The 23,495-nt window shown below is 62.0% G+C and carries 21 protein-coding genes; 8 read left to right on the forward strand and 13 right to left on the reverse strand.

Annotated elements, in window-relative coordinates:
* Nucleotides 1-70: 70 nt before the first annotated feature.
* Nucleotides 71-1,633 (reverse strand): S53 family peptidase, encoded by a 1,563-nt coding sequence (locus tag GNZ12_RS37590; protein ID WP_172317228.1) that lies wholly within the window; start codon nt 1,631-1,633, stop codon nt 71-73.
* 308 nt (nt 1,634-1,941) lie between these two features.
* Between GNZ12_RS37590 and GNZ12_RS37595 the strand changes: the two genes are divergently transcribed.
* Nucleotides 1,942-2,451, forward strand: coding sequence for a DUF1993 domain-containing protein (locus tag GNZ12_RS37595; protein ID WP_172317230.1), 510 nt, complete (start codon nt 1,942-1,944; stop codon nt 2,449-2,451).
* Nucleotides 2,452-2,567: 116 nt separating this feature from the next.
* Here the strand turns inward: GNZ12_RS37595 and GNZ12_RS37600 are convergent, their stop codons facing one another.
* Nucleotides 2,568-2,888 carry a YnfA family protein gene (locus tag GNZ12_RS37600; RefSeq protein ID WP_116121219.1) on the reverse strand — a complete coding sequence of 107 codons (321 nt, stop codon included), beginning with the start codon at nt 2,886-2,888 and terminating at the stop codon, nt 2,568-2,570.
* A 209-nt stretch (nt 2,889-3,097) separates the two neighbouring features.
* On the reverse strand, nt 3,098-3,727 hold the full coding sequence (locus tag GNZ12_RS37605; protein ID WP_172317232.1) for a LysE family translocator: 630 nt from the start codon (nt 3,725-3,727) through the stop codon (nt 3,098-3,100).
* Nucleotides 3,728-3,883: 156 nt separating this feature from the next.
* Between GNZ12_RS37605 and GNZ12_RS37610 the strand changes: the two genes are divergently transcribed.
* From GNZ12_RS37610 to GNZ12_RS37625, 4 genes are all read left to right on the forward strand, one after another.
* Nucleotides 3,884-4,351, forward strand: a complete 468-nt coding sequence (locus tag GNZ12_RS37610) for an Lrp/AsnC family transcriptional regulator (RefSeq protein WP_172317235.1) — start codon at nt 3,884-3,886, stop codon at nt 4,349-4,351.
* Between the two features lie 66 nt (nt 4,352-4,417).
* Nucleotides 4,418-4,651, forward strand: a complete 234-nt coding sequence (locus tag GNZ12_RS37615) for a hypothetical protein (RefSeq protein WP_074287882.1) — start codon at nt 4,418-4,420, stop codon at nt 4,649-4,651.
* Nucleotides 4,652-5,738: 1,087 nt separating this feature from the next.
* Entirely contained in the window at nt 5,739-5,891 is a 153-nt protein-coding gene (locus GNZ12_RS37620) for a hypothetical protein (RefSeq protein ID WP_172317237.1), read from the forward strand.
* Between the two features lie 106 nt (nt 5,892-5,997).
* Nucleotides 5,998-7,674, forward strand: a complete 1,677-nt coding sequence (locus GNZ12_RS37625; protein WP_172317287.1) for an NRAMP family divalent metal transporter — start codon at nt 5,998-6,000, stop codon at nt 7,672-7,674.
* A gap of 141 nt (nt 7,675-7,815) precedes the next feature.
* On the opposite strand, the gene GNZ12_RS37630 is transcribed toward GNZ12_RS37625, so the two are convergent.
* The gene (locus GNZ12_RS37630) at nt 7,816-8,292 is read right to left on the reverse strand and encodes an OsmC family protein (RefSeq protein WP_172317239.1); all 477 of its coding nucleotides are present in this window, start codon (nt 8,290-8,292) and stop codon (nt 7,816-7,818) included.
* Nucleotides 8,293-8,408: 116 nt separating this feature from the next.
* On the opposite strand from GNZ12_RS37630, the gene GNZ12_RS37635 reads away from it, so the two are divergent.
* Nucleotides 8,409-9,050: a GntR family transcriptional regulator gene (locus tag GNZ12_RS37635; protein WP_172317241.1), complete on the forward strand. Its 642-nt coding sequence runs from the start codon at nt 8,409-8,411 to the stop codon at nt 9,048-9,050.
* On the opposite strand, the gene GNZ12_RS37640 is transcribed toward GNZ12_RS37635, so the two are convergent.
* Nucleotides 9,051-9,383: a hypothetical protein gene (locus GNZ12_RS37640; RefSeq protein ID WP_172317243.1), complete on the reverse strand. Its 333-nt coding sequence runs from the start codon at nt 9,381-9,383 to the stop codon at nt 9,051-9,053.
* Between the two features lie 257 nt (nt 9,384-9,640).
* Here GNZ12_RS37640 and GNZ12_RS37645 point away from each other — a divergent pair, with 257 nt between their 5' ends.
* Nucleotides 9,641-10,336: a glycine zipper 2TM domain-containing protein gene (locus GNZ12_RS37645; protein ID WP_172317245.1), complete on the forward strand. Its 696-nt coding sequence runs from the start codon at nt 9,641-9,643 to the stop codon at nt 10,334-10,336.
* A gap of 107 nt (nt 10,337-10,443) precedes the next feature.
* On the forward strand, nt 10,444-12,450 hold the full coding sequence (locus tag GNZ12_RS37650) for a bifunctional DedA family/phosphatase PAP2 family protein (RefSeq protein WP_172317247.1): 2,007 nt from the start codon (nt 10,444-10,446) through the stop codon (nt 12,448-12,450).
* Between the two features lie 301 nt (nt 12,451-12,751).
* Here GNZ12_RS37650 and GNZ12_RS37655 read toward each other — a convergent pair whose 3' ends face one another.
* The 8 genes from GNZ12_RS37655 to GNZ12_RS37690 form a co-directional block, all read right to left on the reverse strand.
* Nucleotides 12,752-13,876: a porin gene (locus GNZ12_RS37655; protein WP_172317249.1), complete on the reverse strand. Its 1,125-nt coding sequence runs from the start codon at nt 13,874-13,876 to the stop codon at nt 12,752-12,754.
* 285 nt (nt 13,877-14,161) lie between these two features.
* A complete protein-coding gene (locus GNZ12_RS37660) occupies nt 14,162-15,430 on the reverse strand; it encodes an anaerobic sulfatase maturase (protein WP_172317251.1) in 1,269 nt (422 codons plus the stop codon).
* 265 nt (nt 15,431-15,695) lie between these two features.
* Complete coding sequence (locus tag GNZ12_RS37665; protein ID WP_172317253.1) at nt 15,696-16,997, reverse strand: MFS transporter; 1,302 nt, start codon at nt 16,995-16,997, stop codon at nt 15,696-15,698.
* Complete coding sequence (locus GNZ12_RS37670) at nt 16,994-18,487, reverse strand: coniferyl aldehyde dehydrogenase (RefSeq protein ID WP_172317255.1); 1,494 nt, start codon at nt 18,485-18,487, stop codon at nt 16,994-16,996. Before GNZ12_RS37670 ends, GNZ12_RS37665 begins: the two co-directional genes overlap by 4 nt.
* Nucleotides 18,488-18,618: 131 nt before the next feature.
* Nucleotides 18,619-20,172, reverse strand: a complete 1,554-nt coding sequence (locus GNZ12_RS37675) for a class I adenylate-forming enzyme family protein (protein WP_172317257.1) — start codon at nt 20,170-20,172, stop codon at nt 18,619-18,621.
* A 52-nt stretch (nt 20,173-20,224) separates the two neighbouring features.
* On the reverse strand, nt 20,225-21,001 hold the full coding sequence (locus tag GNZ12_RS37680) for an SDR family NAD(P)-dependent oxidoreductase (protein WP_172317259.1): 777 nt from the start codon (nt 20,999-21,001) through the stop codon (nt 20,225-20,227).
* Nucleotides 21,002-21,071: 70 nt separating this feature from the next.
* Nucleotides 21,072-22,229: an acyl-CoA dehydrogenase family protein gene (locus GNZ12_RS37685; protein WP_172317261.1), complete on the reverse strand. Its 1,158-nt coding sequence runs from the start codon at nt 22,227-22,229 to the stop codon at nt 21,072-21,074.
* Nucleotides 22,230-22,250: 21 nt separating this feature from the next.
* On the reverse strand, nt 22,251-23,492 hold the full coding sequence (locus tag GNZ12_RS37690) for a thiolase family protein (RefSeq protein WP_172317263.1): 1,242 nt from the start codon (nt 23,490-23,492) through the stop codon (nt 22,251-22,253).
* Nucleotides 23,493-23,495 lie beyond the last annotated feature (3 nt).

The raw sequence follows: 23,495 nt of genomic DNA on the forward strand, positions 1-23,495 counted from the left end.
CGGACGGCTGGTGAGCACCTGAGCTGCCGGCCAGCCAGGCGCGATCCGAACCGCTCCGCGACTCATCAGACTATAGTGCCGCCGCGACCTTCTGACCATCGGGACTGCCGAGTCCCGTACACGCATCCCAGCCCGGCGACGCGGCGAAGCTGCCGTTGTTGCCCTGGGTGATGTCGTTAAGAGCGCCCGGCGCCTTGTACAACTTCGGGTTGATTAAACCGGCCGGTTGCCCCTTCGCCGCATTGATCCGCGCAATCAACGCCGACCACAGCGGTGCAACCGCACTGGTGCCACCGACCACCGTCTGCGTGCCGTCGATCAATACGCTATAGCCGGTGACAGGCGACGCATCGCCGGCGACGTCCGGCACGCCACGCCCGCTGAGCGCCGTCTTCGCGCCGCTCGATGAAGTGGCCGACAAGCCTTGTTGCCACACCGGGACCGGAAAGGCCCGGCTCACGCCACCGCCGCTCGCGCCGCCTTGCGCGCCGTCGTTCCACACCACCTCATGCGAGATCGAGGTGCCCGACGCGGTCAGGCTCGTGCCGCCGCATGCCAGTACATAAGGGCTTGACGCCGGAAAGTCGACCTGATCGCTGCCGGACCCGTCGCTCGAACCGCTATCGCCCGACGCCGCGCAAACCGTCACCCCCAGGGCCGCCGCCGTTTGCAGCACGCTGTTGAACGCTTGCAGCGACTGGGCGGTCCAGCTCGACTCCGGGCCACCCCAACTGATCGAGATGACCGTGGGCTTGTTGGTCGTGTCATGCACCGCGCTGCTCACCGCGTCGATGAAACCGGCGTCGCTGTTCTGCGTGAAATAGACCGCGATCGTCGCGCCTGGCACAATCGCACCAACGATTTCGATGTCGAGCGTGACTTCGCCGTCGGGCCCGTTCGGGTCGCCGCTCGGCTGGTTGCTGCCCTCATCGACGCCGACCGGTGTCACCTTCGGTGAAGCCACACCAAGGCTCGCGAAGTAACTCTTGAGGTCGGACGTGTTGTACCCGCCGCCGAGTTCGATGATGCCGACGCATTCGCCGCTGCCGTCGCCTTGCGGAAACTGATACAACGATGCGAGCTGCGGCGGCGTAAAGGAGGAAGCCTGCTGATGCGCTTTAGCCGGCTGGAACGGCGGCCGGATACGAAAGTGCGGCCGCGCCTGAGGCCGGTTATCGAGCCCGAGCACAGCTTGCACGATGCCGTGCAGATCGTCCGGCACGCTGATCGTGCCGGTGCGGCCGCGGAACTGCCCCGCCGTGTGATGCTGATAATGTTCCAGCTTGACGCCGAACGCGGTCTCGAACTGCGCGATCGTGCCGCTCAGCAACACCTGGCGCGCTGCCGGATCTTCCCGCACCACAGTCAAGCCGTGTGCGGCGGCAAAGGCTTTGACCTTGGCGATGTCATCCGGGGCGGCGCCATAATCTTTGGCAAACGCCTCACGCGATAGGGGTTTGACGCTCGGGTCGCCCGCTTCAATCTTGCTCATCAGTGCGTCGAACTGCGCCTGCCGCTGACGGCGCAGTATCACGAAAACCTCGATCCGTTCTGCCGGATCGCATTGCCCGACGACTGTCGAACCTTGTTCTGCCGTTCGCTCGCTTCCCGGCAGCGGTTGTCTGTTGACCATGGTGTCGATTCTCCTGTTAGCGTGACAGCGCGGGCCACAAGGTGGACCCCAGGCACGCCACGCGTCTGCACGAACTCACCGCCTCGCGACCAGCGGCGAGTTGCTGTTTCAAGGACTTAGCCATTCCGTCCGACCCACGCATTCGAACACAGTTCCAACGTGCGTGGCAGTTGTCCGAATGGCTAACGCCGGGCTGGATCAATGCGCATCGCGCAGCACCCGCGCTATGATGCTGAAGCGGCAATCCAGCCGTTGCAGCGCCTCGCGCGCCGCCCGCGCGCACGATCGAAGATTCAGAGGAACCCCCCATGCCTATTTCGATGTATCAAGCCTCATTGCCCGTGCTGGTGCGCGGCATGACCAACCTGCAGGTCATCCTCGGCAAGGCCGAGGCGCACGCTGCCGAGAAACAGATCGACCCGTCCGTGCTCCTGAGCGCCCGGCTCGCGCCGGACATGCTGCCGCTGGTGCGCCAGGTCTATATCGTGAGCGACACGGCGAAGGGCTGCGCCGCGCGTCTGGCCGGCGTTGAAGCGCCGAAGTACGACGACGTCGAACAGACCTTCGACGAACTTGATGCCCGCCTTCAAAAGACGATTGACTATTTGAAGGAATTCAATGCGCAACAGATCGACGGATCGGAAGAACGTCCGATCCAGCTGAAAATGCGCAGCGGCCCGATCGAGTTCACGGGGCTGTCATATCTGCTCGGATTCGTGCTGCCAAACTTCTATTTTCACGTCACGACGGCGTACGACATTCTGCGTCACAACGGCGTCGAACTTGGCAAGCTCGACTATCTGGGTGGCATCAAGTAAGAAGGCGTGGGCTATTGCGCGAGCGCCACGCGATCGCGGCATGAGCAGCACGCAGGCCGCACGTGAGTCGTGTGCGAACCAGGCATGAACCACGTATGAGCCATGCGCGAGTGGCATCAAACGCGTGGCTGGAACGCGATGATCGCCATGCCGGCAAGTGTGAATGCTACGCCGGCCGCATCCCACAGCGTGGGGCGCACTTTGTCGACGCACCATAGCCACGCGATCGCCACCGCCACGTACACACCGCCGTAAGCCGCATACACGCGGCCTGCGGCGGTGCCGTGCAGCGTCAGAAGCCAGGCAAACAGGGCGAGGCTGAGCGCACCGGGCACCAGCAGCCAGATGGAGCCCCCTTCCTTCAGCCAACGCCAGGGCAAATAACACCCGACGATTTCGGCAATGGCGGTCACGGCATAAAGCAGAAAAGTTTTCATCGACAGATCGAGGCGCGTAGTTGTGTTGCCGCGGGACCGTGCGCGGCAGTCTATCTGTTTTATTAACACAATCACTCTGCGCCCGGGCATGGCACACGCGACAGACGTCGCATCTGATGCCCGCTCGCTACCTGTCATCGAGGATCGCGCGCGCCGTGAGCATAAGCTGAACAAATGAACGGCGTGCCGGTTCGCAATAGCGGGTCGGGTCAGTCTAGCGAGAGCCGCAGCGCAAAGCCGATCAACGCCGCTGAGAAAGTCCAACGCTGCAGTGTCTGCGCAAGAGGATGGGCCCGCATCCAGCCGGCGATGCGCGCCGCGCCGATCGCATACATGACGTCGAAACACACGCCAACGGCGAGCAGCACCATCCCTAGTTCAACCATCTGCAATGCAACCGGTCCGGCTTCAGGACGCACAAACTGCGGCAAAAGCACCGAGCAGAACAGCAGCGCTTTCGGGTTCAGCAGATTGGTCAGCAAACCCTTGACGAAGGCGGTCCGCAACGGCCGGGACTCGACCCCCACGACGCCGCCTTCAGGCAACGCGAACACGGGCGAGCGGAAGATCTGGATACCGACCCACGCGAGATAAACTGCGCCGCCGTAACGCACTACCTCGTACAACCACGGCGCACTGCGCAACAGCGCCGCCACCCCGCATGCAGACAATGTGACGTGCGTTGCACGCGCCAGCCCAAGGCCGCCGGCCGCCGCGAAGCCACTGCGCATGCCGCGTCCGATACTGGTCTGCAGAACCAGCGCCATGTCGGGCCCTGGCACGGCATAGACCACAAACAGCGCAGCGATATAGACGGCCAGAAGGTGTGCGGAAATCATAGAAACCCCTTGTTTTTAAGGGCTCTATCTTGCTATCGTCGGCGGAGGGTTTGCTGGCGAAATGCAGGCGCGCGCGCGTTGCCTTTGGGGGAATGCGCTAATATTTCACCCCCGAACCACATTTTCCGCTAACACGCAGTAAACACCCTAAAAGCCATGACAACCGACCTCGATAAAACAGACCGCGCGATCCTCGCCGCGCTGCAGAAGGACGGCCGCATATCGAATGCACGACTGGCCGACATGGTCGGCCTGAGTGAGACGCCATGTGCACGACGCCTCAAGCGCCTCGAGAACGACGGCTATATCGACCAGTACCGCGCGATGCTTTCGCGCTCCGCCCTCGGCTTCGGCGTCGTCGCGTTCGTCTACGTACGTTTTGCCGTGCACGACCGTGCGGTGGCCACCCGCTTCGAGCGGGAGGTGCAGGCGATCCCGCGAATTCTGTCGTGCCACAACGTGTCCGGCAGCGCCGACTACATCCTCCAGGTGGTCGCGCGCGATCTCGACGACTACGGCACCTTCATGCGCGACGAGATGCGCAGCCTGCCGGGCGTGACGTCGGTGGAATCGGCGTTGTCGCTACGGGAAGTCAAGGCTAACGGCGGGCTGCCGCTGTCCTGAACACGGACGTGGCATAGTCACCCCTTTTGATACGGCGCGAGCCGACCAGACGAGCACGGAGTTTTCATGGATCACGAAAAGGCAAGAGCCGAAGAAACAGCCGCGATGGAGCGCGTATTGACCGCGACCAAGCGGGTACAGGCGGCCTTCGCGTCGCTGCAATCGCAATTCCCGCCGGCCGGCAGCGGCCAGCCTTCGCAGTTCGCGCTGCAGACTTTCGACGCTGCGTTGCAGGAACTCGAAGACGCCCAGGCCGCATTCGACGAATTGCTCGGCGATCTGCTTGACGGCAATCGTTGAGTGGCATAGCCGGTCTCTGCACTGGGTAGCTGCTGCGTAGCACGCGAGCGGCGGCCGTCTTCGGTTTCCATCGGGACGGGCGCCGCGTTATTTGGAGGTGCCGGTCGGACTTGACCGTTAGTTGCGCATTTATGTCTTAGCACTCGAATTACCGCCAGGCCGGATCGCCTTCTACCCGTCACCCGCCCTAACCGGTTACCCGGTCCTGTGAGTTTCAACGCGTTGCAGCGCCCAGAATTGGAAGTCCGCCTGCAATTGCCACCACGGTGCGGCCTGATACTGGCAGGTCGCCGCAGCGACTATAAAATCGCAAGTAAAAACCGCACAAAAGAAATCGCACTACGCGTGTCGCCGACGAGCCCTTCGACAGATACCCGGTTGTCGCATTCACCACGGCCTCTGCACCCTTCATCCACCCGTCTTTCCTGTCACTTCTGAGAGATTCAGCCGCGCTAAAGATGACGAAGCGCCCTCCCCAACACATAAACAAAGAATATTTGCTTCGCTTAACGAAGTATGTTGACTTCCCGTTGGGGGAATGCATAAAATTCGCCCGTCATAACAAACGGGGCCATTGCCTTGGACACCAGCAGTAGTCGATCTTCGAACAGTTTCACTGCCTGACCAGCCCGACGCCCGCGCTCTCATTTCTCAGCCGCCGTCTCGCCAGCAGGCAGACGGTGCGCGCCGTAGTAACTCTCTCCGTGCACCCTAACTAGCGCCATTCGGCCGCGCCGTGCTTACGCATGTCCTGCGTCCGCGCGTCCGTTTGGCATCGCGTCGCGAGCATCCGCTCGCGGCAGCGTTCACTCACGCCGGTTCGATCCGTTCGAACGCCGGTGCGGCTGAGCGCGTGGACGAACACGTGCGTACTCAACGTCGACGAGCAACGTCGATGAGCAACGCCGATAAGGAGCCCCCATGCCGGACAGTGACAGTTATCCCTTATGCCGCTCAATTGCCCCGCAATCTTTTTTTGCCTGAGGAAAGCGAGTAGACGTTCGCCGCCGCGCGCATAATGCCGGCCGCGCTCCGTGTCTGCTGGCTTTCCGCAACCCGCGTAAAGCCATACGCCCGGAGAAATACCATGTTCGCCATCCTCGTACCGACCCTTCAGCAAACGCATATCCACAGCGACGCTGCACTCGCACTTCACAGCATCAAGCCGCACTGGCTCGCCGTGTCCTGGCACCGCGTCAAAGCACTCGTCTCGCACTCAGTTTCGTTTTCAGCTTCGTAATTCCCCACTGTCAGCACCCGTACGCCTTTGCGATCCGCATGCGCCGCCGTCGGTCGATTTCATTCGACGACACGTGCGCTGCGGATCCTGAAGGCGCGCCACTGCAATCAACTCACACCTACTCACGCAGTTAAAAACGTCCACTCCAATTAACGTCTCACCGCCACGCAGTGCCGTTCTCGACGAAGCCCATCTCGGCGACATCAGAGGCGCGCTCGGCACCATCGCGCATCACGACACCGCCCCGCGCACCAATTGGTGGGCGCGCTTCCGCACACTGCTCGCCATCCTCGGTCCTGGCCTCATCGTAATGGTCGGCGACAACGATGCCGGCGCCTTCGGCACCTACACCCAGGCCGGCCAGAACTACGGCACCACGTCGCTGTGGACCATGCTGCTGCTCGTGCCCGTCCTCTTCGTCAATCAGGAAATGGTGCTGCGCCTCGGTGCCGTCACCGGTGTCGGCCACGCACGCCTCATCTTCGAACGCTTCGGCAAGTTCTGGGGTGCGTTCAGCGTTGTCGATCTGTTCATCCTTAACGCGCTGACTATCGTGACCGAGTTCATCGGCATCACGTTCGTCCTCGACTTCTTCGGCATCTCCAAGATTCTGGGCGTCTGCATTGCCGCGGCGCTAACGATGGCGGCCGTCAGTACGGGCAACTTCAGACGGTTTGAACGCTTCGCCGTCGTACTGTGCCTCCTGAGCCTGTTGCTGGTGCCGGTGCTGGTGTCGATTCACCCGCCGGTTGGCCAGATGACGCGCGATTTCTTCATTCCGAACTGGCCTGCCCACTCGAAGCTGAGCGATGTGATGCTGCTCGTCATCGGCATCGTCGGCACGACGGTCGCGCCGTGGCAACTGTTCTTCCAGCAGAGCTACATCGTCGACAAGCGCATCACACCACGTTTCATGAAGTACGAAAAGGCCGACCTGTGGATTGGCATTGTGTTCGTGCTGATTGGCGCCGTGGCGATGATTTCATTCTGCGCGGCGATGTACGCCGGCAAGCCCGAGTTCGGCAATTTCACGGACGCAGGTGGTGTGATTGCAGGTCTGGAAAAATACGCGGGTCGCACATCCGCCACGCTCTTCGCGGTGGCACTGCTCGATGCCTGCATCATCGGCGCAGCCGCCGTGTCGCTGTCGACCGCGTACGCGATCGGCGACGTGTTCAAGATTCGCCACTCGCTGCATCGTCCCGTGTCGGACGCCAAGGGTTTCTATCTCGTCTACTTCGGTATTGTTGCCGCCGCTGCAGCGCTGGTGCTGATTCCCGGTAGCCCGCTTGGTCTGCTGACTGAAGCCGTGCAAACGCTCGCGGGCGTATTGCTGCCGAGCGCCACCGTATTTTTGCTTCTGCTGTGCAACGACAAGGCTGTGCTTGGCCCGTGGGTCAACTCGAAGAAACTGAACCTGTTCACGGGCGCCGTTATCTGGGTGCTGGTGATGCTGTCCATCATCCTGACCGCCTCGGTCGTCTACCCGGACATCACGGGCGAAACGATTCTGGAAACGCTCGCTGGCGGGACACTGCTGGCAATCTTTGGCTACGCCGCCACGGTCGGGCTTCGCCGACTCCGTCGCGAAGCCGCGGACGCAGATGTGCAGAAGTATCCGAAGAACGCCCGCGATACGTGGCGCATGCCGCCACTGGATGAGCTGGCGCCGCCGAATCTCACGCTGTCCAAACGCGTCTGGATGGGCGTGCTGCGCGGCTATCTGATCGTGGCAGTCGCACTCATTGTCGTGAAGGTCGTGCAGATGACTTTGCTGCATTAAATCAGTACTGCCCGCCTGCTCCCGGTTGTTTCGGTGAGCGGCGGGCAAACGGCCAGCTCCGCCCTACCCACCTCACACGGCTTGACCTGATCCGTCGCGTTGCGACCGCTCTGGCGTATGCCAGTGACGGCCACGCATGCGTCACACCCCTTCCGCCTCGATCGCCGGCTCGCACAGAATCGGAAAGTTGACCGAGTTCGCGACATAGCACTTCTCGTGCGCCACGTGATGCAAACGCTCGGCCAGCTCAAGGTCGCCGCCTGCTCGAATGACAACATGCGGGCGTAGAACGATCTGCGAAAAGCGGCCCTGCTCCGGACTATCGAGCATCGTGCCTTCGGCGTTATCGCGGTAGCTCAAAACAACGATGCCGGCGTCCGAGCAAAGATGCAGATACCAGAGCTTGTGGCAGGCGCACGCCGAGGCGACCAGCAGATCTTCCGGATTCCACCGGTTCGCATCGCCGAGAAACGCCGCGTCCGATGACCCGGGAATGTCGGGCTTGCTGCCCGCAGTGATAATATGGTCCCGACCGTATTCACGGTATCCCGAGGTGCCACTGCCGCGGTTGCCTGTCCATTGCACCGATACCGCGTATTTGTGCTCGCCGTACGCCATGCCCATCTCCTTTGCTGTTGACCCGGAATAGAATTCGCAACGAATACATTCTATATGCGCGCGGCGGTTTTGGTATACCATTATTCCAAACGACAATCGGCAACCGACAAAAGCACATGGACCGCAAACTGGATTCGACGGCCGACGCCATCGCCGTCTCACTACGCGAACTGATCGCAGCCGGCGAGCTGGAGGACGGTGCGCGGCTGGTCGAGCGCGAACTCGCCGATCGATTCGGAGTGAGCCGGGTGCCGATGAGAGAGGCCATCCAGAAGCTCGAGGGCGAAGGACTGGTCGAACTCATGCGCAATCGCGGCGCTGTTGTGCGAACCCTCACGGAGTCCGACCTGGACGAGATTTACGGCCTGCGCATGCTGCTCGAAGGGGACGCGATCTTTCACGCGGTCAAGCGCATGGACAGTGAAACGTTATCGCGCGCCGAACTCGTTCATCGGCTTCTGGGAGATGCCGATACCGAGCAAAGACAGGGCGAGCTGAATCGCGAGTTTCATGAGCTGCTGTACCGCCCATGTGCGAACGGCCGGCAATTGAAGGCGATCCGCGAGTTGCGCGCTCAGGTCGAGCGCTACGAACGATTGCAAAGCACGTTGCTCGCCGACACACCGGCCTTCCAGGACGAGCATCTCAAGATTCTCGAAGCCTGCGAGACCGGAAATGCACGCCTCGCGCGATCGATGACGGTGGAACATCTCGCGTCGGCGAAGCGCATCGTTCTGCAATTGGTTCGGGCTGACTGACTACTGCTGCCCGAACGCCTTTCCCGCCACATTCGGTGCGCGCGGATCCGGGTTCATATTCAGGCTGGTGCCGTTCGCGCGCATGTTATTGAGCACCGGGCCCGATCCAATGCTGCCGGTTCCACCGCTCGTAGTGGAACGGCCCACCGCGCTCACGCCCGGCGTGGGGCTTGGCCCTGCCGCTCCCGTGCCCAAACTCATTCCCTGCCCCGCGCCCGCTCCATTTGTCCCACCTGCCTGCAATCCGCCCAAGTTTGCCGACTGTGCATAAGCCACGCTCGTCAGACCTGTCACCAGCGCCGCAGTCAACATCGCCTTTGTCAGGATTTTCATAGCCCACTCCGTCATGCCACCAAATTGACCGACCGATGCTCCCAGCACATCGCCTCGATGCAGAGCAAACGACGTTCGAGAAGGACGCTGGTTAAAGAGTAAGACTGGCCGCCGGCCACATTTGTTCATCGCTAGAAATCTGAGCGAGCCACACCCCTTCAGCAAGTTGTACAAATGCTTACAAAGCAGCTTGCGTCTGGCGTACACCGCCCGCGCTGCTGCGGCGTTATTGCAGGCATCTACCCGCGGAGCCCGCAATGAACACAAACCTCACCTCCAGCAATCCGCAACGCAGCCGCATTCACCCCCTGGTCGCCGGCGCGGCAGTGGCCGTCATCCTTGCGAGCGCCACCGGCATCGCGGCGATGACAGGACTTCTGCCGACCTCGCACGCCGTTACGGAGCCCGCGCAGCCGGCCGCCCCAGTCGCGGCGCAGATTGCGAGCGCTCCAGTCGCCGCGCCCCAATCGGCTCCGGTTCAGCAAACGGTCCAGCAAGCCGCGCCGGTACGGCCGCGCGTCCATCACACGCACAGCGCGCCCGCCGCGGACACGCCGAGGTACGCAAACAATCAGGGCTACCAGGCACCGTATGAATCCGCACCGGCAAGGCCGGTCGCCGACCCCTATGCGGGCGAAGTCGTCGCGATCAACACGGTGCAGGCGCCTGAGCCGACCACCGGGCTCGGCGCGCTAGGTGGCGCGGTCGCCGGTGGCCTCGTCGGCAATCAGATTGGCGGCGGACGCGGCAAGATTCTCACCACCATCGCGGGCGTGGTCGGCGGGGGGCTGGCCGGCAACGGGATCGAACACGCCATGCGCAAGCAGACCACCTATCAGGTTCAGGTGCGCATGCAGGACGGCAGCTACCGCAACTTCAGCTACCCGGCCCAGCCTGACGTCCAGATCGGCGAGCGGGTCCACGTATCCGGCGATTCGCTGACGGCTTCGTGAGGTTTTACGCCGGCATCTCACCGGATGCCGGTTAGCAAAAATGTGGGGCTGCGCCGTGCGCGTTATGATCAACCGTTACGCCAGAACGGCTGATCATAACGCGCACGATGGAGCACGCCTACACCCACCTTTTGCACCTGCTTGCCGGCCATTCGGCATGGACGCTCACGGTCGTCTTCCTGGCTGCGTTCCTGGAATCCATCGCCGTCATCGGTACCTTCATCCCAGGCAGCACGGCCATGTTTCTCGCCGGGGCGCTGGTCGGCACGGGCTCGCTGAGCCTCGGCTGGGCGCTCCTGTGGGCGGTGGCGGGCGCCATCGCCGGGGATGGCATAAGCTTCTGGAGCGGCAAGCGCTACAAGGACAAGATCGTCCAGCTCTGGCCATTCAGCACCCACCCGCAGGTACTCGACGCAGGCCACCGCTTCTTTCAGAAACAGGGCGCCAAGAGCGTCGTGTTCGCCCGCTTCATCGGACCACTGCGGGCCATCGTGCCCGTGGTGGCGGGCATGCTGGGCATGACGCCGTTGCGTTTCTACGGGATGAACGTACTGTCGGCGTTGCTATGGGCGCCCGCGCATATCCTGCCGGGCGTGGTATTCGGCGCCTCGGTGCTGCTGGCCGGCGCGGTGTCGTTCCGTCTCGTCGTCATCATCGCGTTGCTGGCGGGCATCGTCTGGCTGAGCTTTCGCGCGACCCGTTTCCTGCTCTCCCATGCCAGTGCGTGGTCGAGCGCGGCGGGCCGCTACCTGGGAAACTGGGCTTGCCGCCACCCAGGACCGTTCGGCCGTCTCGCGCGGCGACTGCTGGACCCCGAACAGCCGGATGCCACCAGCATCGTGGTGACGTCGCTGATCGTGCTGGTGTCGGGCGGGCTCTTCTTCGGGGTTCTCGGCGACGTGATCAGCGGCGATCCGCTGATCAGCGTCGACCTGTCCGTCTATCACTTCCTGCAATCGGTGCGCACGCCCTGGAGTGACACGGTCCTCGCAGGACTCGCGACGCTCGGCAGCGTCTTCACGCTGACCGCGCTGGTCGCGACGGTGGTGGTGTGGATGCTGCTGGAACGGCGTTGGCGCACCATCGGCTACTGGCTCGCCGCGGTCCTGTTTTCCCAATTGCTGATCTTCGCCCTGCAGTTCGCGATGCACCGCGCGGCGCCCAATGAACTCATGGCCGACGCCTACGTGTTTCCGAGCGATCACGTCGCCGCGACGGTGATCGTCTACGGCTTCCTCGCGTTCCTGCTCGCGCGACGGGTCGGCACGCTCGGCGGTTTGCTCGTGGCGAGCGCGAGTACAGTCATCGTGATCGTGGTCGCGTTGGCGGGACTTTACTTCGGCAGGTACTGGGTCTCCGACGCGATCGGCGGCGCCGCGCTCGCGTACATCTGGGTGGCGATCGTCGCGCTGACGGCGATGTTGCGGCATCCGGAAGTGCCACCGGCACGCGGCTTCATGCCGGTCGTGATTCTGCTGGTGATGCTCGTGAGCGTGGGGGTGCAACTGAGCGTCAATCCACCGGCGCCGCCACCGGACAACGCAATGCGCCCGCCGCCCGTGCTGGTCACGCAGGCGCAGTGGACGGTGTCGCTGTGGAAGAGACTGCCATGCTATCGCTCGGATATGGGCGGCGATCGCAAGGAACCGCTCACCTTGCAATGGGTATCGAGCCGCGATTCGATCAGGGGGCAACTGCGTGCCCAGGGGTGGATCGAGGGCACTGACCTGTCCGCGCACAGCCTGCTCTCGCTTGCTTCGCCAAACGTCGCGGCGGTGGCGCTGCCGGTGTTGCCGAAGCTGAACAACGGCGTGCCTTCGTCGCTCGTCTTCATGCGCCCGGGCGAAACCCGCGACGAACGTGACGTCCTGCGCTTCTGGCCGAGCGGCTATGCCGTGGAGAACGGCGCGTCAGCCGCCCCGCTGTGGGTCGGGGCTTTCGCGCACGAACGGCTCTCCCGCGCATCGTGGCCGATCAACATTCTGCGCGTCGACAGGGAAGCGTCGTCGTTCGATGCCAACACAAAAACGAGTACCGGCCTCGACGCAGCGCTCGTGGCCACGGTGAGTTGTCATGGCGTGCCGGTGTCGCTGCTGGCCTCTCCGGCGCAATGAGCGGCACGTTGCCAGTCGTCTGCATGGATGCGCCTGCTCGCCGTATCAATCGGGAAATCGCTCTGCGCTCAATCACTTGGCGGGTTTGGCCAAGACTTGTCCACAAGGATATGAACATTTTCTGTGGATGACCTGCGCAATACGATCCGGCGAGAAGCGGGAAGGTTAACGGCGACTCGCCAGGCGGCCACGCGCGAGCCGTGCACCACGGTCTTCCATCGGCGTACGCAATCGAATCCATAACGGCAACTGGGAGGAGCGCTTCGGTGCGCCCCTCCCAGGAATACCTAGGCAGCCGCCGTCAGAACCGCTTTCTGATGCCGATCATCGCCGCCGTCGTATTCATACCCGGCGCAACAGGCTGCCCATATTCAATCGACTGATTCATCTTGCCCTTGTTGTCCACATAGCCCACCTGCGCATACAGCGTGGTGGCCTTGGAAAGACTGTAGTTCGCGCCGAGCACAAATTCAGTCGACTTGTTCGCCGAGTTATTTTCGTCCTTGATGTAATAGACGCCGCTTGTCACCTCGAACGCCGGCGTGAACCGATAGCCGAGGCCGCCGGAAATCATATCGAAGTTGGTGGTCTTCGGATGCGCGGGATTGCGGCCGTTGCTAAACGACGTGCTGACCGAAAAGCCATTGATCGAATACAGCGCGCCGAGGTAGTAGAACCGGTTGTTGTCCAGCCCGGTCGCCACGGTGGTCGGACTGGGATTGGTATCGTGCCCGTTGTAATAGGCCGCCGCGAGTTTCAGTCCGTAGTTGTCGTACTGCAAAACCGCCGATTCCCGTGTGCTGCCCTGCGCCTGCCCCGCTACACCACCCGGCGCGTATTCGAGGCTGGCGGTCACGCCGCCGAAGTTCGGCGAGGTATAGACGATGGCGTTGTCGTCGAACACCGCCCCGAGCTGTGCGTTCGTGCTGGTCCCGGGCCAACCCGCAGCGGAATTCATGCTGACCAGCGCGGTAAAGATACTGCCGAAGTAGCCACCCTGGCGCACATCGGTGTAAGCCATCGCGTAGGTCAGCGGGATAATCTGCCGGCCCATGGTGAGCGACCCGTACGGGCCGGCCAGGCCAACCGACGCCTCCTGATTGAATTGCGCCGCCGCGCCAGCGGTACCGCTCAACCCAAACTTGCCACTTGTACTGTCAAACGCACCTTGCAATTTGAAGTTGGTTTTCCATCCGCCGCCCAAGTCTTCCGTTCCCTTAAACCCGAGCATGCTGGTATAAATACCGCCGTTCGCCATTTTGAAAAGGTGGCCGGTATTCGGCGCGGCGGGACTGTACGAAGCCGCTGCCGTACTCTGATAAAGCAACCCCGTATCCACTGCCCCATACATTGTTACCGACGATTGTGCATGCACAGTAGTACCAACTGTTGCCACTGCGATTGCAACTGCAAAACCTCTTTTCATTTTGTCTCCTTGGAGTACCTGATCCTGCGTCCACGTGGCAACCAGAAATTTCTGTGCTGCATCACTTTATAAAACCAGCAACCTGCGAGACTCGTGGTCAGCAGTCAACCGGCGAACGGCTTGTGTAAGCCGCTCATCAGCTCTCAACGGGCAGTGCCACATGACAGATCGTCAAGGCACCGCGGTCCAATACGCGCCTGAAGTCGTTCGCGTCAGCCGTATCGGATGGTCATTCAAACCGGACGTCCCGCCGCGATCGTCGGGCGAGACATCACGGGTTTGGCGTCAGGACCGGAGGATGTCCATGACCTCGTCCGCCTGCTTCCCCTGCCCCAGCAAGCGCGCCATGATGTTCATCGCGGGCGTGATGTGGCGGAAGTAGGCCTTATAGCCGGCGCACAGATAATTGAGGCCGGGCTCACCCTCTGCCGTTTCGATAAAGCGGTTCTTGGGGCACTCCCCATGGCACGCGAAACGGAATTCGCAACGCAGACATTCACCCGGCAGCGAGGTTTCCTTCGCCATGCCGAAGTCGGTCTGCGCCGGCGAGGACATCATGGTGCCCAGATCGTCGGACATGACGTTGCCGAGGCGATATTCCGGGTACATGAAATGGTCGCAAGCGTAGACACTGCCGTCGTGCTCGACGATGGCGGCTTTGCCGCAACGCGGGCTGAAGATGCACGCGCCCGCGGGCAATTGGCACCACGACGCAAGCGCCCATTCGAAGTTCATCACGTGAACCATGCCGACGTCGTTGCGAACCCATTCATCGAATACCGCCGACAGGAACGCGCCGTATGCAAGCGCGCTCACCGTGTGCGAAGTCACAGCAGTCCCTGTACGCGCCACCGGCTTTGCTTTCGCTACGGCAGATACGCTGAGCGCCGGGGGGACGCCAAAATGCAGTCCGATGATCTTTTCCTCCGGCTGAGCTGCGCGCTCGACGACCGGATTGAACTGGATAAAACTCGCCCCCAACTCTTTCAGGTGGCGATAGATCTCGAGTGGCTGATGCACATTGGCGCTGGATACCGTGACCAGCACATTGAAATCCACGCCATGACGCGACAAGGCGGCCAAACCACGCACGGTATCGTCGTAACTCGAATGGCCGCGCTTGTCAGGGCGTGCCACGTCGTTGAGGGCACGCGGACCATCCAGGCTGACGCCCACGAGGAAATGCTCGCGCCGAAGAAACGCAGCCCACTCGTCGTCGAGCAAGGTGCCGTTGGTCTGCAAGGTGTTGCGAATCAGCTTGCCCTGAGCAAACTTGCGCTGCAGTGCGACGGCGCGCTCGAAGAAGTCCAGCCCCAGCAGGGTGGGCTCGCCGCCCTGCCACGTGAATTCGACCTCTGGCGCCGATTGAGCCGCAATATATCGCTGGACATAGGCCTCGAGGACCTCATCGGACATGCGAAAGCGCTCACGCGGCGGGAACGCGTTCTGTTTCTCGAGGTAGAAGCAATAGCCGCAATCCAGATTGCAAAGCGCGCCGATGGGCTTCGCCATCAGATGAATGCCGGTTAGCGTTGCCGCAGCGTCGGTATTCATGCTTGACAGCAGCCGTAGGCCGCTCGGGAATGCAAAGTAGAAATCATGGCTATGACCTTGGACGAACAAGCAACCCGCTTGAGATTTGGCTAAATCACCCCGCAATACAGCCGGCTCAGGCGGTATTGCGTCGATGGTTCATCGTATGGGACGAGCGGATTCCGCGCCTGTCATTGCGGCCAAAAGAATGGTCTTTCAGAGTGTCGCCAGAATCGCGCGGCGTTCGGCGTGCGACATGAGGCGCCGCGAGAAACGACTGCCGGTCCTAGCCGGCAGCCTTCCTCGCGGCGATATCCGCTTCGTAGTAGCGCGCGGCAAGCAGGAATAGAACCACCGCGGCCAGCGACATCAGTGGCGCAACAGTGAGCGCTGTCCGCAGATTCGCGACGTCGGAAAGGATCCCCACCAGATAAGGACCCGGCGCCATGCCAAGCAGACTGGCGCTCAACACCGCGGTTGCCGTCACGGTGGCGTGAACGGCGGGACGGGTGACGTCGATCAGCATCGCCACCGCGGCGCCCCCATGCGCCGCGGCGAAGAGCGCGCCGACGAGCAGCAGCACAAGCCCCGCTACGCCAGGCGGCAAGGCGCACACCGCAAACAGCGTCAACGCGGAAATCAGCGCGTACGCGGCGGACACGAGCGCCCGATAGCGCGGCCGCCCCCTGCTCAGCCAATCGGCCACGCCGCCGCCAAAGAGCATGCCCATACCCATCACGAGCACCACCCCCGCCGCGATCAGGCTCGCCTTCTTCGGGTCATAGTCGTAGAAGCGATTGAAGTACGTCGGCACCCATGCGATCAGAATGGCGGGGATCCCCGCCTGCAGACCGAACGCGGCGAACGTGAAGTTGCCGGAACGCGCAGCGAACACGTGTTTGAATACTTCGGCAAGCCGCAGCCGCCCGTTGAGGCCATGGTCAGAAGCGTCCTGTTGCAAAGCAGGAACCTGGTAATCCCGAACAAAGAAGGGGTAAAGGACGGCGAACAGCAGGCCTGGTGCGCCGACAGCGAAAAAGGCATAGCGCCAGCCGAACTGGCTCGCGACCGCACCGCCAATCACCACCCCCATGACGGAGCCGAACACGCTGCCCGATTGAAACGCCCCCAGCACCGCGGAGCGCTTATCTTCTGGGAAAGTGTGGGCCAGCAAAGCCGCGCCCGCAGCCGCATAGGCGGCCTCGCCAAATCCCACCATGGCACGAGCCACGAGCATCTGCGTGTAGCTGGTCGCGAGGCCGCACGCGATGGTGGCGAAGCACCAGACGAACGCCATCAGCGTAATGCTCTTGACGCGCCCCCAACGATCCGCCATCAGCGATAACGGAATGGTCATCACGCCGACCACCAGCGACACGATACTGACCAGCGCGCCCAGTTGCGAATCCGATACTCCCCACACCGGTTTGAGCAACGGAAATACGGCGCCAACCGCCTGGCGCGACAGGTAGTCCGAGAGAATCAGCCCGAAACTCAATGCGAACACGGTCCACGCATACGCCTTCGAGCTCTGGTACGCGCCGGAGCGGGAAGCCCCCCGGGCCTGGATCAGGTGTAGCGCCCTCATGTCGACTCCCTGCTCGTGTCTTGCGCCGTCGAACCATACCGACGGGGTTCACTCTCATGCGAACACGGAAGGTTCAACGCGGGGTCAGGATGCCCAAGGAAGAGCTTCGATATCAGCCGTTGAACGCGCGTGCCGTAGGGCGGATGAAACAGACCGATCGGGAACCACCGCCTCATCTTCAGCACCGCCTTGCCGTGCGACAGCGCTCTGAATCCCTCCGGCCCACGCCAGCTTCCGATTCCCGAATTGCCGGTGCCGCCGAATGGCAAGTCCCCCTGGAACACATGCCATGCCCAATCGTTGATGGTCATACCTCCGGCGTGAACGTCCCGCTCCAGCCGTTTGATTTCGCCCGCGTCCGCACCATAGTAGTACAACGCCAGGGGACGAGGCCGCGCCGTGATGTACCGGATGCTTTCGTCCAGCGAATCGCAGGCCACCACGGGCAGGATCGGATTGAACAGCTCTTCGTGCATGATGCGCATATCCGGCGTCACATCTGTCACGATCTGCATGGGCACGACGTGTGAGCCGTTGCCGGTGCCGCACGAAATGACGGTAGCGCCCTTGGCAACCGCATCGGCCAGCAACGCCTGCACGCGCGTGGCGTGACGATCGGAAGCGATCCAGGTGTAGTGCGGATCGCCAACCGGATCAGGGTACATGCGTTGGAATGCGCTCACCGCGGCTGCAACGAATTCGTCGATCCGATCGCGCGGCACCAACGCATAATCCGGTGCCACGCAGGCCTGCCCCGCGTTGAATGCCTTGCCGTGCGCGATCGAGCGCGCCGCGGCCGCGATCGACGCTGAAGGGGCGACGATCGCAGGCGACTTGCCGCCGAGCTCCAGCGTGACAGGTGTCAGATTGGCTGACGCCGCACGCATGATTTCTTTGCCGACGGCAGGCGAACCGGTAAACACGATGTGATCGAACGGCAAGCTCGCAAAGGCCTGCGCAACATCCACGCCACCGCCAAACACCGCCACCTGATCTTGCGGAAATATTTCGGCCAGCATCTCGCGCAGGACCAGCGTGCTGCGGGACGAGAATTCCGACATCTTGATCATCACCCGATTGCCCGCTGCGATTGCCATGATCATCGGCCCCACGGCCTCGACAACCGGAAAGTTCCAGGCCGCAATCACGCCGACGACCCCCTTGGGCTGGTACACAACCTTGGCGCTGTTGCTGAGAAACAGCCAGTCGGTGTGCCGCTTCTGAGGTTTCATCCAGCGGCGCAGGTTGGCAAGCGCGTGGTCGATCTGCAACGCCGGAAACATCACATCCAGCATCTTGCATTCGAACTCGGAGCGGCGGCCGAAATCGTCGCTCATCGCTGCCGCGAGTCGATCCTGGTAGCGGCTCAGCGCCTCTCGCACCTCTTTCAACGCGCGCCTGCGTTGCCAGCGTTCAGGATAGGGGCTGGCAAGGCATGCCGCGCGTTGCCGGGCCAATACGTCCCGCAGATTCTCAATCGAGTCTTTCATCTCGGCATTCCCCTTCACCCGCGTTCTCGACGCTTTCTCGACACGTTCCCGATCGCGCACCTTCGAGTACCCGATCCCGCAGTACCGTGCGCTTCAGCCAGGAGGTGGCCGGCGCATCGGTACAACGGCACTCACACCGAGCGCCACTGCGCGTCCCAGTACTTTTCCCGCACGTCTTTCTTGAGCAGCTTGCCCACCGCGCTGCGCGGCAGATCCGCCCAGAACTCGACGCTCTTTGGGGTCTTCGTGCTGCCCAGATGTTCCTTGCAGAGCGCCATGATCTCTTCTTCGGAAACGGTCTGCCCCGGCTTGCGTTGAACCACCGCTTTCACCGCCTCGCCCCATTTATCATCGGGCACGCCGATCACAATGCAGTCGAGAACGGCGGGATGGCCCTGAATAACCTTCTCGATTTCGACGGGAAAAACATTGAAGCCGCCGGTGACGATCATGTCCTTAATGCGGTCCACGATGGTGATGTAGCCCCGTGCGTCCCGCACGCCTACATCGGTGGTGTGGTGCCAGCCGAACTTCGAAACGGCTGCCGTGTCGTCCGGCTTTTTGTAGTAGCCCTGCATGACCATCGACGAGCGCACGACGATTTCGCCACGTTCGCCGGCAGGCAACAGATTGCCGGCTTCGTCCATGATGGCAAGACACGCCACGTCGACCGCTTTGCCGGCAGCCTTCACCACGTCCTCGTCGAAGCTGCCGTCCTGCTTCAGATAGTCGGCGGGACCTTTGACCAGAATTGGCACCAGCGTCTCGGTTTGCCCGAAGCTTTCGTACATGATGGGGCCGAACACCTGAACCGCTTCCTTGAACTTCTCGGGTGCGATAGGCGCCGCGCCGACGATGAACGCCTGCAACGACGAGAAATCGGTCGCCCGCGTCTTCGGATGCGCCAGCAGGCCATAAACGGCGGTGGGCGGCAGATAGAGGTGAGTGATCTTTTCTGCTTCGATCAGGCTGAGCAGGGCCTCTGGATCGAAACCTGGCATGAGAACGTTGACACCACCCTTGATTGTGAAGCCAAGCACGAGCAGTCCAGCCGCGTGCGTTAGCGGAGCGACGCACAAATGCCGCGAACTGGACGTGATGCCGAAGGCCGAAGCTAGTCCCAGCCCCATGAATTCGAGGCTTCGATGCGTATGCACCGCGCCTTTGGACGGCCCAGTGGTGCCGCCAGTCGGCTGCAGGAAAGCGCGCGTGGCCGGGTCTTCCGGTTGATTACGGAATGGCGTCCAGCAATCCTTCAGCCATTCGTCCATCGATATCCCATGCTCCGACGCGCGGTCGATACAGACATACAGTCGGGCTTTCGATAGCGTCGCTTTCAGCACGGGAACGCTGCTTTCAAAATAGCTGTGAAAGAACACAATGTCGGTGTCGAAGTACTCGAGCACCTCGGCATTGGTCTCTACCGAATTGCGAATGTGAACGGACAACCATGCGGAGTCAGCCAGGTTGATACCCAGATGCAGAAGACTGACCCGATAATCGTTGGGTGCATAAATGGCAGCATGCGTGCCAGCGCCCGCCGCGCGCGCGCGAGTCAGGCCATGTGCTACTGCATGAACGTACTTTTGAGCCTCACCGTACGTCATGCGGGTGGCGCCATCGACAAACGCCAGGTTGTCAGGGTGAAGCTGCGCTACCGCATCGAAATAGTCTGCCAATCTCATTCTTTTAATCTCCTCCAGCACCAACTCTCAAACGTTCAGGGATCGACCGATCCTATTTCGCACGCATACGTGACGCAGCATCGAGACGAATGGTTTCACCGTTGAGGTACGCGTTTTCAATGATGAACGCGCAGCAGTGAGCGAACTCGCGCATATCGCCTAAACGCTTCGGCGCTTCCATCTGCTCCTTGAGCATGGTCAGCACCTTCTCGTCGAGCCCTGCCACCATGGTCGTCAGGAACAGACCCGGGGCAATCGCGTTGACGCGAACCCCAATCGCGCCAAGTTCGCGCGCGGCTGGCATGTTCAGACCGATAACGCCCGCCTTCGTCGCCGCATAGGCGCTCTGCCCGATCTGGCCTTCGTACGCGGCGCCCGAAGAAACGTTGATCACCACGCCGCGCTCTTCGCCCGCCTCAGGGTCATTGCTCGCCATCTGCTCCGCGCATTTGGACATGACGTTGAACACGCCGTTGAGGTTGACCGCGGTCGTCTGCGCAAATTTGGCGAGCGGAGCGGCCTTGCCGTCCTTGCCCAGCACCTTGAACGGAGTCGGCACGGCTGCGCCGTTGATACAGACATGAATGGCGCCGAAGCGGGCCATCACCTCACTGACAGACTTTTGCACCGACTCTTCGCTGCTGACGTCCGTCTGCACGAACATCGCGCGATCGGCGCCGATGTCGGCTACCGCCTTTTCACCGGCTTCGACATTCAAGTCGAAAATAGCGACACGGGCGCCCTTTTCCTGCGTGAGGTACAGCGCGGTGGCCAAGCCAAGCCCCGAAGCGCCCCCGGTGATAACGACGACTTTGTCCTGAATACGCATGGGATATCCGAATAGAAGTTGAGAATTTGAAAGGCCCTGGTGCGGGCGGCGCCCTGAGCACCGCCATGCATCAGAATGCGTTGACCCCAGTCAGCGCGCGCCCGATGATGAGTTGCTGGATTTGGGTCGTGCCCTCCGGAATCGGCGCAACAATCGCTTCGCGCGCCAGCTTCTCGACCAGGAACTCCTTGGTGACCCCGTTGCCGCCGTGAATCTGCACCGCCTGGCGAGCGATTGTCACCGCGGCTTCACAGGCAAAATATTTGGCCATGGCGGCTTCCATCTCGGCGGGCACCCCCGCTTCGATCATCGATGCGGCACGCTGGGTCAGCAGACGGCTGGCGTCGACATGCGTGGCCATTTCGGCCAGCATCGCGGAGATTAACTGGTGCCCGGCAATCACCTTGCCGTGCTGCTTGCGCTCCGTGGCATAGCGCGTCGCTTCTTCCAACGCGCGCCGGGCGAGACCCACACCCTGGGCGGCCACGAAAACGCGCGAACGTTCGAACATCGTCAGTGTGTTCTTCAGCGCTTCGCCTTCGTTGCCGAGCATGTTGCTAGCCGGAACGCGGACATCGGTGAGGAAAATCTGCGCGGTCGACTGGCTATTCCAGGCGATCTTGTGAATGTCACGGACCTCGTACGGATGCTCTTTGCGGTCCAGCAGAAAGTGCGTCAGGCCGCGGCGCGGATCGTCGCCGGTCCGGCACGTGCAGATCAGAATGTCCGAATAGGCGCCGTTACTGATCCACGTCTTCTCGCCATTGATGATGTAATGATCCCCGTCTCGCCGGGCGCGCGTCTTGATCTCCAGCACGTTGGAGCCGACGTCCGGTTCGGAGATACCGGCGCTGCAAAACAATTCGCCTTTGAGCAGTCCGGGCAGATAGCGCTCGCGCAAGTGCGCCGGGGCCAGCCTCGCCACCATCTGCGCACAGAAACTATTGATCAGCACCGGCACCGACAGATCGACCGAGGTGGCCGCCACTTCTTCGAACAGCATGATCATCGTGAGCCAATCAAGACCCAGGCCACCGTGCTCTTCACCCACGGTACCCGAAATCAGGCCGAACTGGCTCAGCTCACGCATGAACTCACCCATCAGTTCCTTCGGCACGAACCTGTCGCGATACTCCTTGTTGAACAAGGGATCGGCCTTGTCTGCCAGATAGCGCCGCAGTCCGTCCACCGCGCCTTGCTGCTCTTCCGTCCTGAATACGTATCCCATCTTTAGGCTTCCCTGAATGACTTACTGTTTGGCGAGAATCGTGATGGCCACCACGGCCTCTTCGATACCGTAAAGACCGCCGCCGTTTTCCTGAATCGCAATGCGGGCGTTGTCCACTTGCCGCTTGTCCGCTTCGCCGCGCAACTGGGTCACCAGCTCGTGGATCTGGCCGAGACCGGTTGCGCCGATGGGGTGGCCCTTCGATTCGAGGCCACCGGAAGGGTTGATCGGCATGCGGCCGCCGACCGTAAACTCGCCCCGTTCCGCTGCCGGCCCGCCTTCACCGAAAGGCACCAGCATCAATGACTCGGCATTGAGAATTTCGCCGATCGCGGACGCGTCGTGAACTTCGGCGACATCGACATCCGCGGGCGCCACGCCAGCCTGTTCGTAAGCCTGTTTGGCCGCGAGATGGGCGATGATTTTGTGCGGTTCATCGAGGCCGCGCGTGGTGCCGGTCTGCACGACGCTGGCGAGCACACGCACCGCGCGGTTGGCCGCACCGTTGAGCCGCTTCAGTCCCGCCGCATTGCACAGCACGACCGCAGCCGCGCCGTCGCTAATGGGAGAGCACATCAAGGTGGTCAACGGATAGGCGATCGGCGGCGACGCCAATACTTCATCGATGCTGAAGGCACGCTGAAACTGCGCCAGCGGGTTGTGCACCGAGTGTTGATGGTTCTTTGCCGCGACCGCAGCGATCTGCCGCTGCGTGGTGCCGTAACGCTGCATGTGGTTGCGGCAGATGGCGGCGTACACGTCCATGAAGACGCTGTACGGACGCTCCGACATGGTGCCTGGCGGCGGCGTCACGCCCTCGCCCATGGCAAGCAAGGTCGCTTTGTTGTGCTCCACCGTGGAAACGTCCCAGCCGCCGTCGAACGCCGCGAACATCTTCGCCTTGTCCGGAATATTCATCTTCTCCGCACCGACGGCCAGCGCGATATCGCAGCTACCCGAGCGCAACGCCAGCGTTGCCAGGTTGAATGCCGACGAACCTGTAGCGCAGGCGTTCTCCACCGTGAATACCGGCACGCCTTCAATGCCGAGGCGGCGCATCGCAATCGGACCGGGGATGGCGGTTTGGCCTTGAAACTGGCCGTTTGTCATGGTCCCGTAAAACGCGGAGCCAATGTCGGCCGCGCCGCAACCGGCGTCTTTCAACGCGAGCGCTACGGCTTCTCCGACCATGTCGTACACGGACTTCTCAAGCAGGCGCCCAAAGGCAGTCATGCCGACGCCGACCACATAAATATCGCTCATATT

This window comes from Paraburkholderia solitsugae (assembly GCF_013177695.1).
GTDB classification, from domain to species: Bacteria; Pseudomonadota; Gammaproteobacteria; order Burkholderiales; family Burkholderiaceae; genus Paraburkholderia; species Paraburkholderia solitsugae.

Coding starts and splice junctions, on each gene's coding strand:
- GNZ12_RS37590 (WP_172317228.1), bottom strand. CDS start 1,633: ATGGTCAACAGACAACCGCTGCCGGGAAGCGAGCGAACGGCAGAACAA.
- GNZ12_RS37595 (WP_172317230.1), top strand. CDS start 1,942: ATGCCTATTTCGATGTATCAAGCCTCATTGCCCGTGCTGGTGCGCGGC.
- GNZ12_RS37600 (WP_116121219.1), bottom strand. CDS start 2,888: ATGAAAACTTTTCTGCTTTATGCCGTGACCGCCATTGCCGAAATCGTC.
- GNZ12_RS37605 (WP_172317232.1), bottom strand. CDS start 3,727: ATGATTTCCGCACACCTTCTGGCCGTCTATATCGCTGCGCTGTTTGTG.
- GNZ12_RS37610 (WP_172317235.1), top strand. CDS start 3,884: ATGACAACCGACCTCGATAAAACAGACCGCGCGATCCTCGCCGCGCTG.
- GNZ12_RS37615 (WP_074287882.1), top strand. CDS start 4,418: ATGGATCACGAAAAGGCAAGAGCCGAAGAAACAGCCGCGATGGAGCGC.
- GNZ12_RS37620 (WP_172317237.1), top strand. CDS start 5,739: ATGTTCGCCATCCTCGTACCGACCCTTCAGCAAACGCATATCCACAGC.
- GNZ12_RS37630 (WP_172317239.1), bottom strand. CDS start 8,292: ATGGCGTACGGCGAGCACAAATACGCGGTATCGGTGCAATGGACAGGC.
- GNZ12_RS37635 (WP_172317241.1), top strand. CDS start 8,409: ATGGACCGCAAACTGGATTCGACGGCCGACGCCATCGCCGTCTCACTA.
- GNZ12_RS37640 (WP_172317243.1), bottom strand. CDS start 9,383: ATGAAAATCCTGACAAAGGCGATGTTGACTGCGGCGCTGGTGACAGGT.
- GNZ12_RS37645 (WP_172317245.1), top strand. CDS start 9,641: ATGAACACAAACCTCACCTCCAGCAATCCGCAACGCAGCCGCATTCAC.
- GNZ12_RS37650 (WP_172317247.1), top strand. CDS start 10,444: ATGGAGCACGCCTACACCCACCTTTTGCACCTGCTTGCCGGCCATTCG.
- GNZ12_RS37655 (WP_172317249.1), bottom strand. CDS start 13,876: ATGAAAAGAGGTTTTGCAGTTGCAATCGCAGTGGCAACAGTTGGTACT.
- GNZ12_RS37660 (WP_172317251.1), bottom strand. CDS start 15,430: ATGAATACCGACGCTGCGGCAACGCTAACCGGCATTCATCTGATGGCG.
- GNZ12_RS37665 (WP_172317253.1), bottom strand. CDS start 16,997: ATGAGGGCGCTACACCTGATCCAGGCCCGGGGGGCTTCCCGCTCCGGC.
- GNZ12_RS37670 (WP_172317255.1), bottom strand. CDS start 18,487: ATGAAAGACTCGATTGAGAATCTGCGGGACGTATTGGCCCGGCAACGC.
- GNZ12_RS37675 (WP_172317257.1), bottom strand. CDS start 20,172: ATGAGATTGGCAGACTATTTCGATGCGGTAGCGCAGCTTCACCCTGAC.
- GNZ12_RS37680 (WP_172317259.1), bottom strand. CDS start 21,001: ATGCGTATTCAGGACAAAGTCGTCGTTATCACCGGGGGCGCTTCGGGG.
- GNZ12_RS37685 (WP_172317261.1), bottom strand. CDS start 22,229: ATGGGATACGTATTCAGGACGGAAGAGCAGCAAGGCGCGGTGGACGGA.
- GNZ12_RS37690 (WP_172317263.1), bottom strand. CDS start 23,492: ATGAGCGATATTTATGTGGTCGGCGTCGGCATGACTGCCTTTGGGCGC.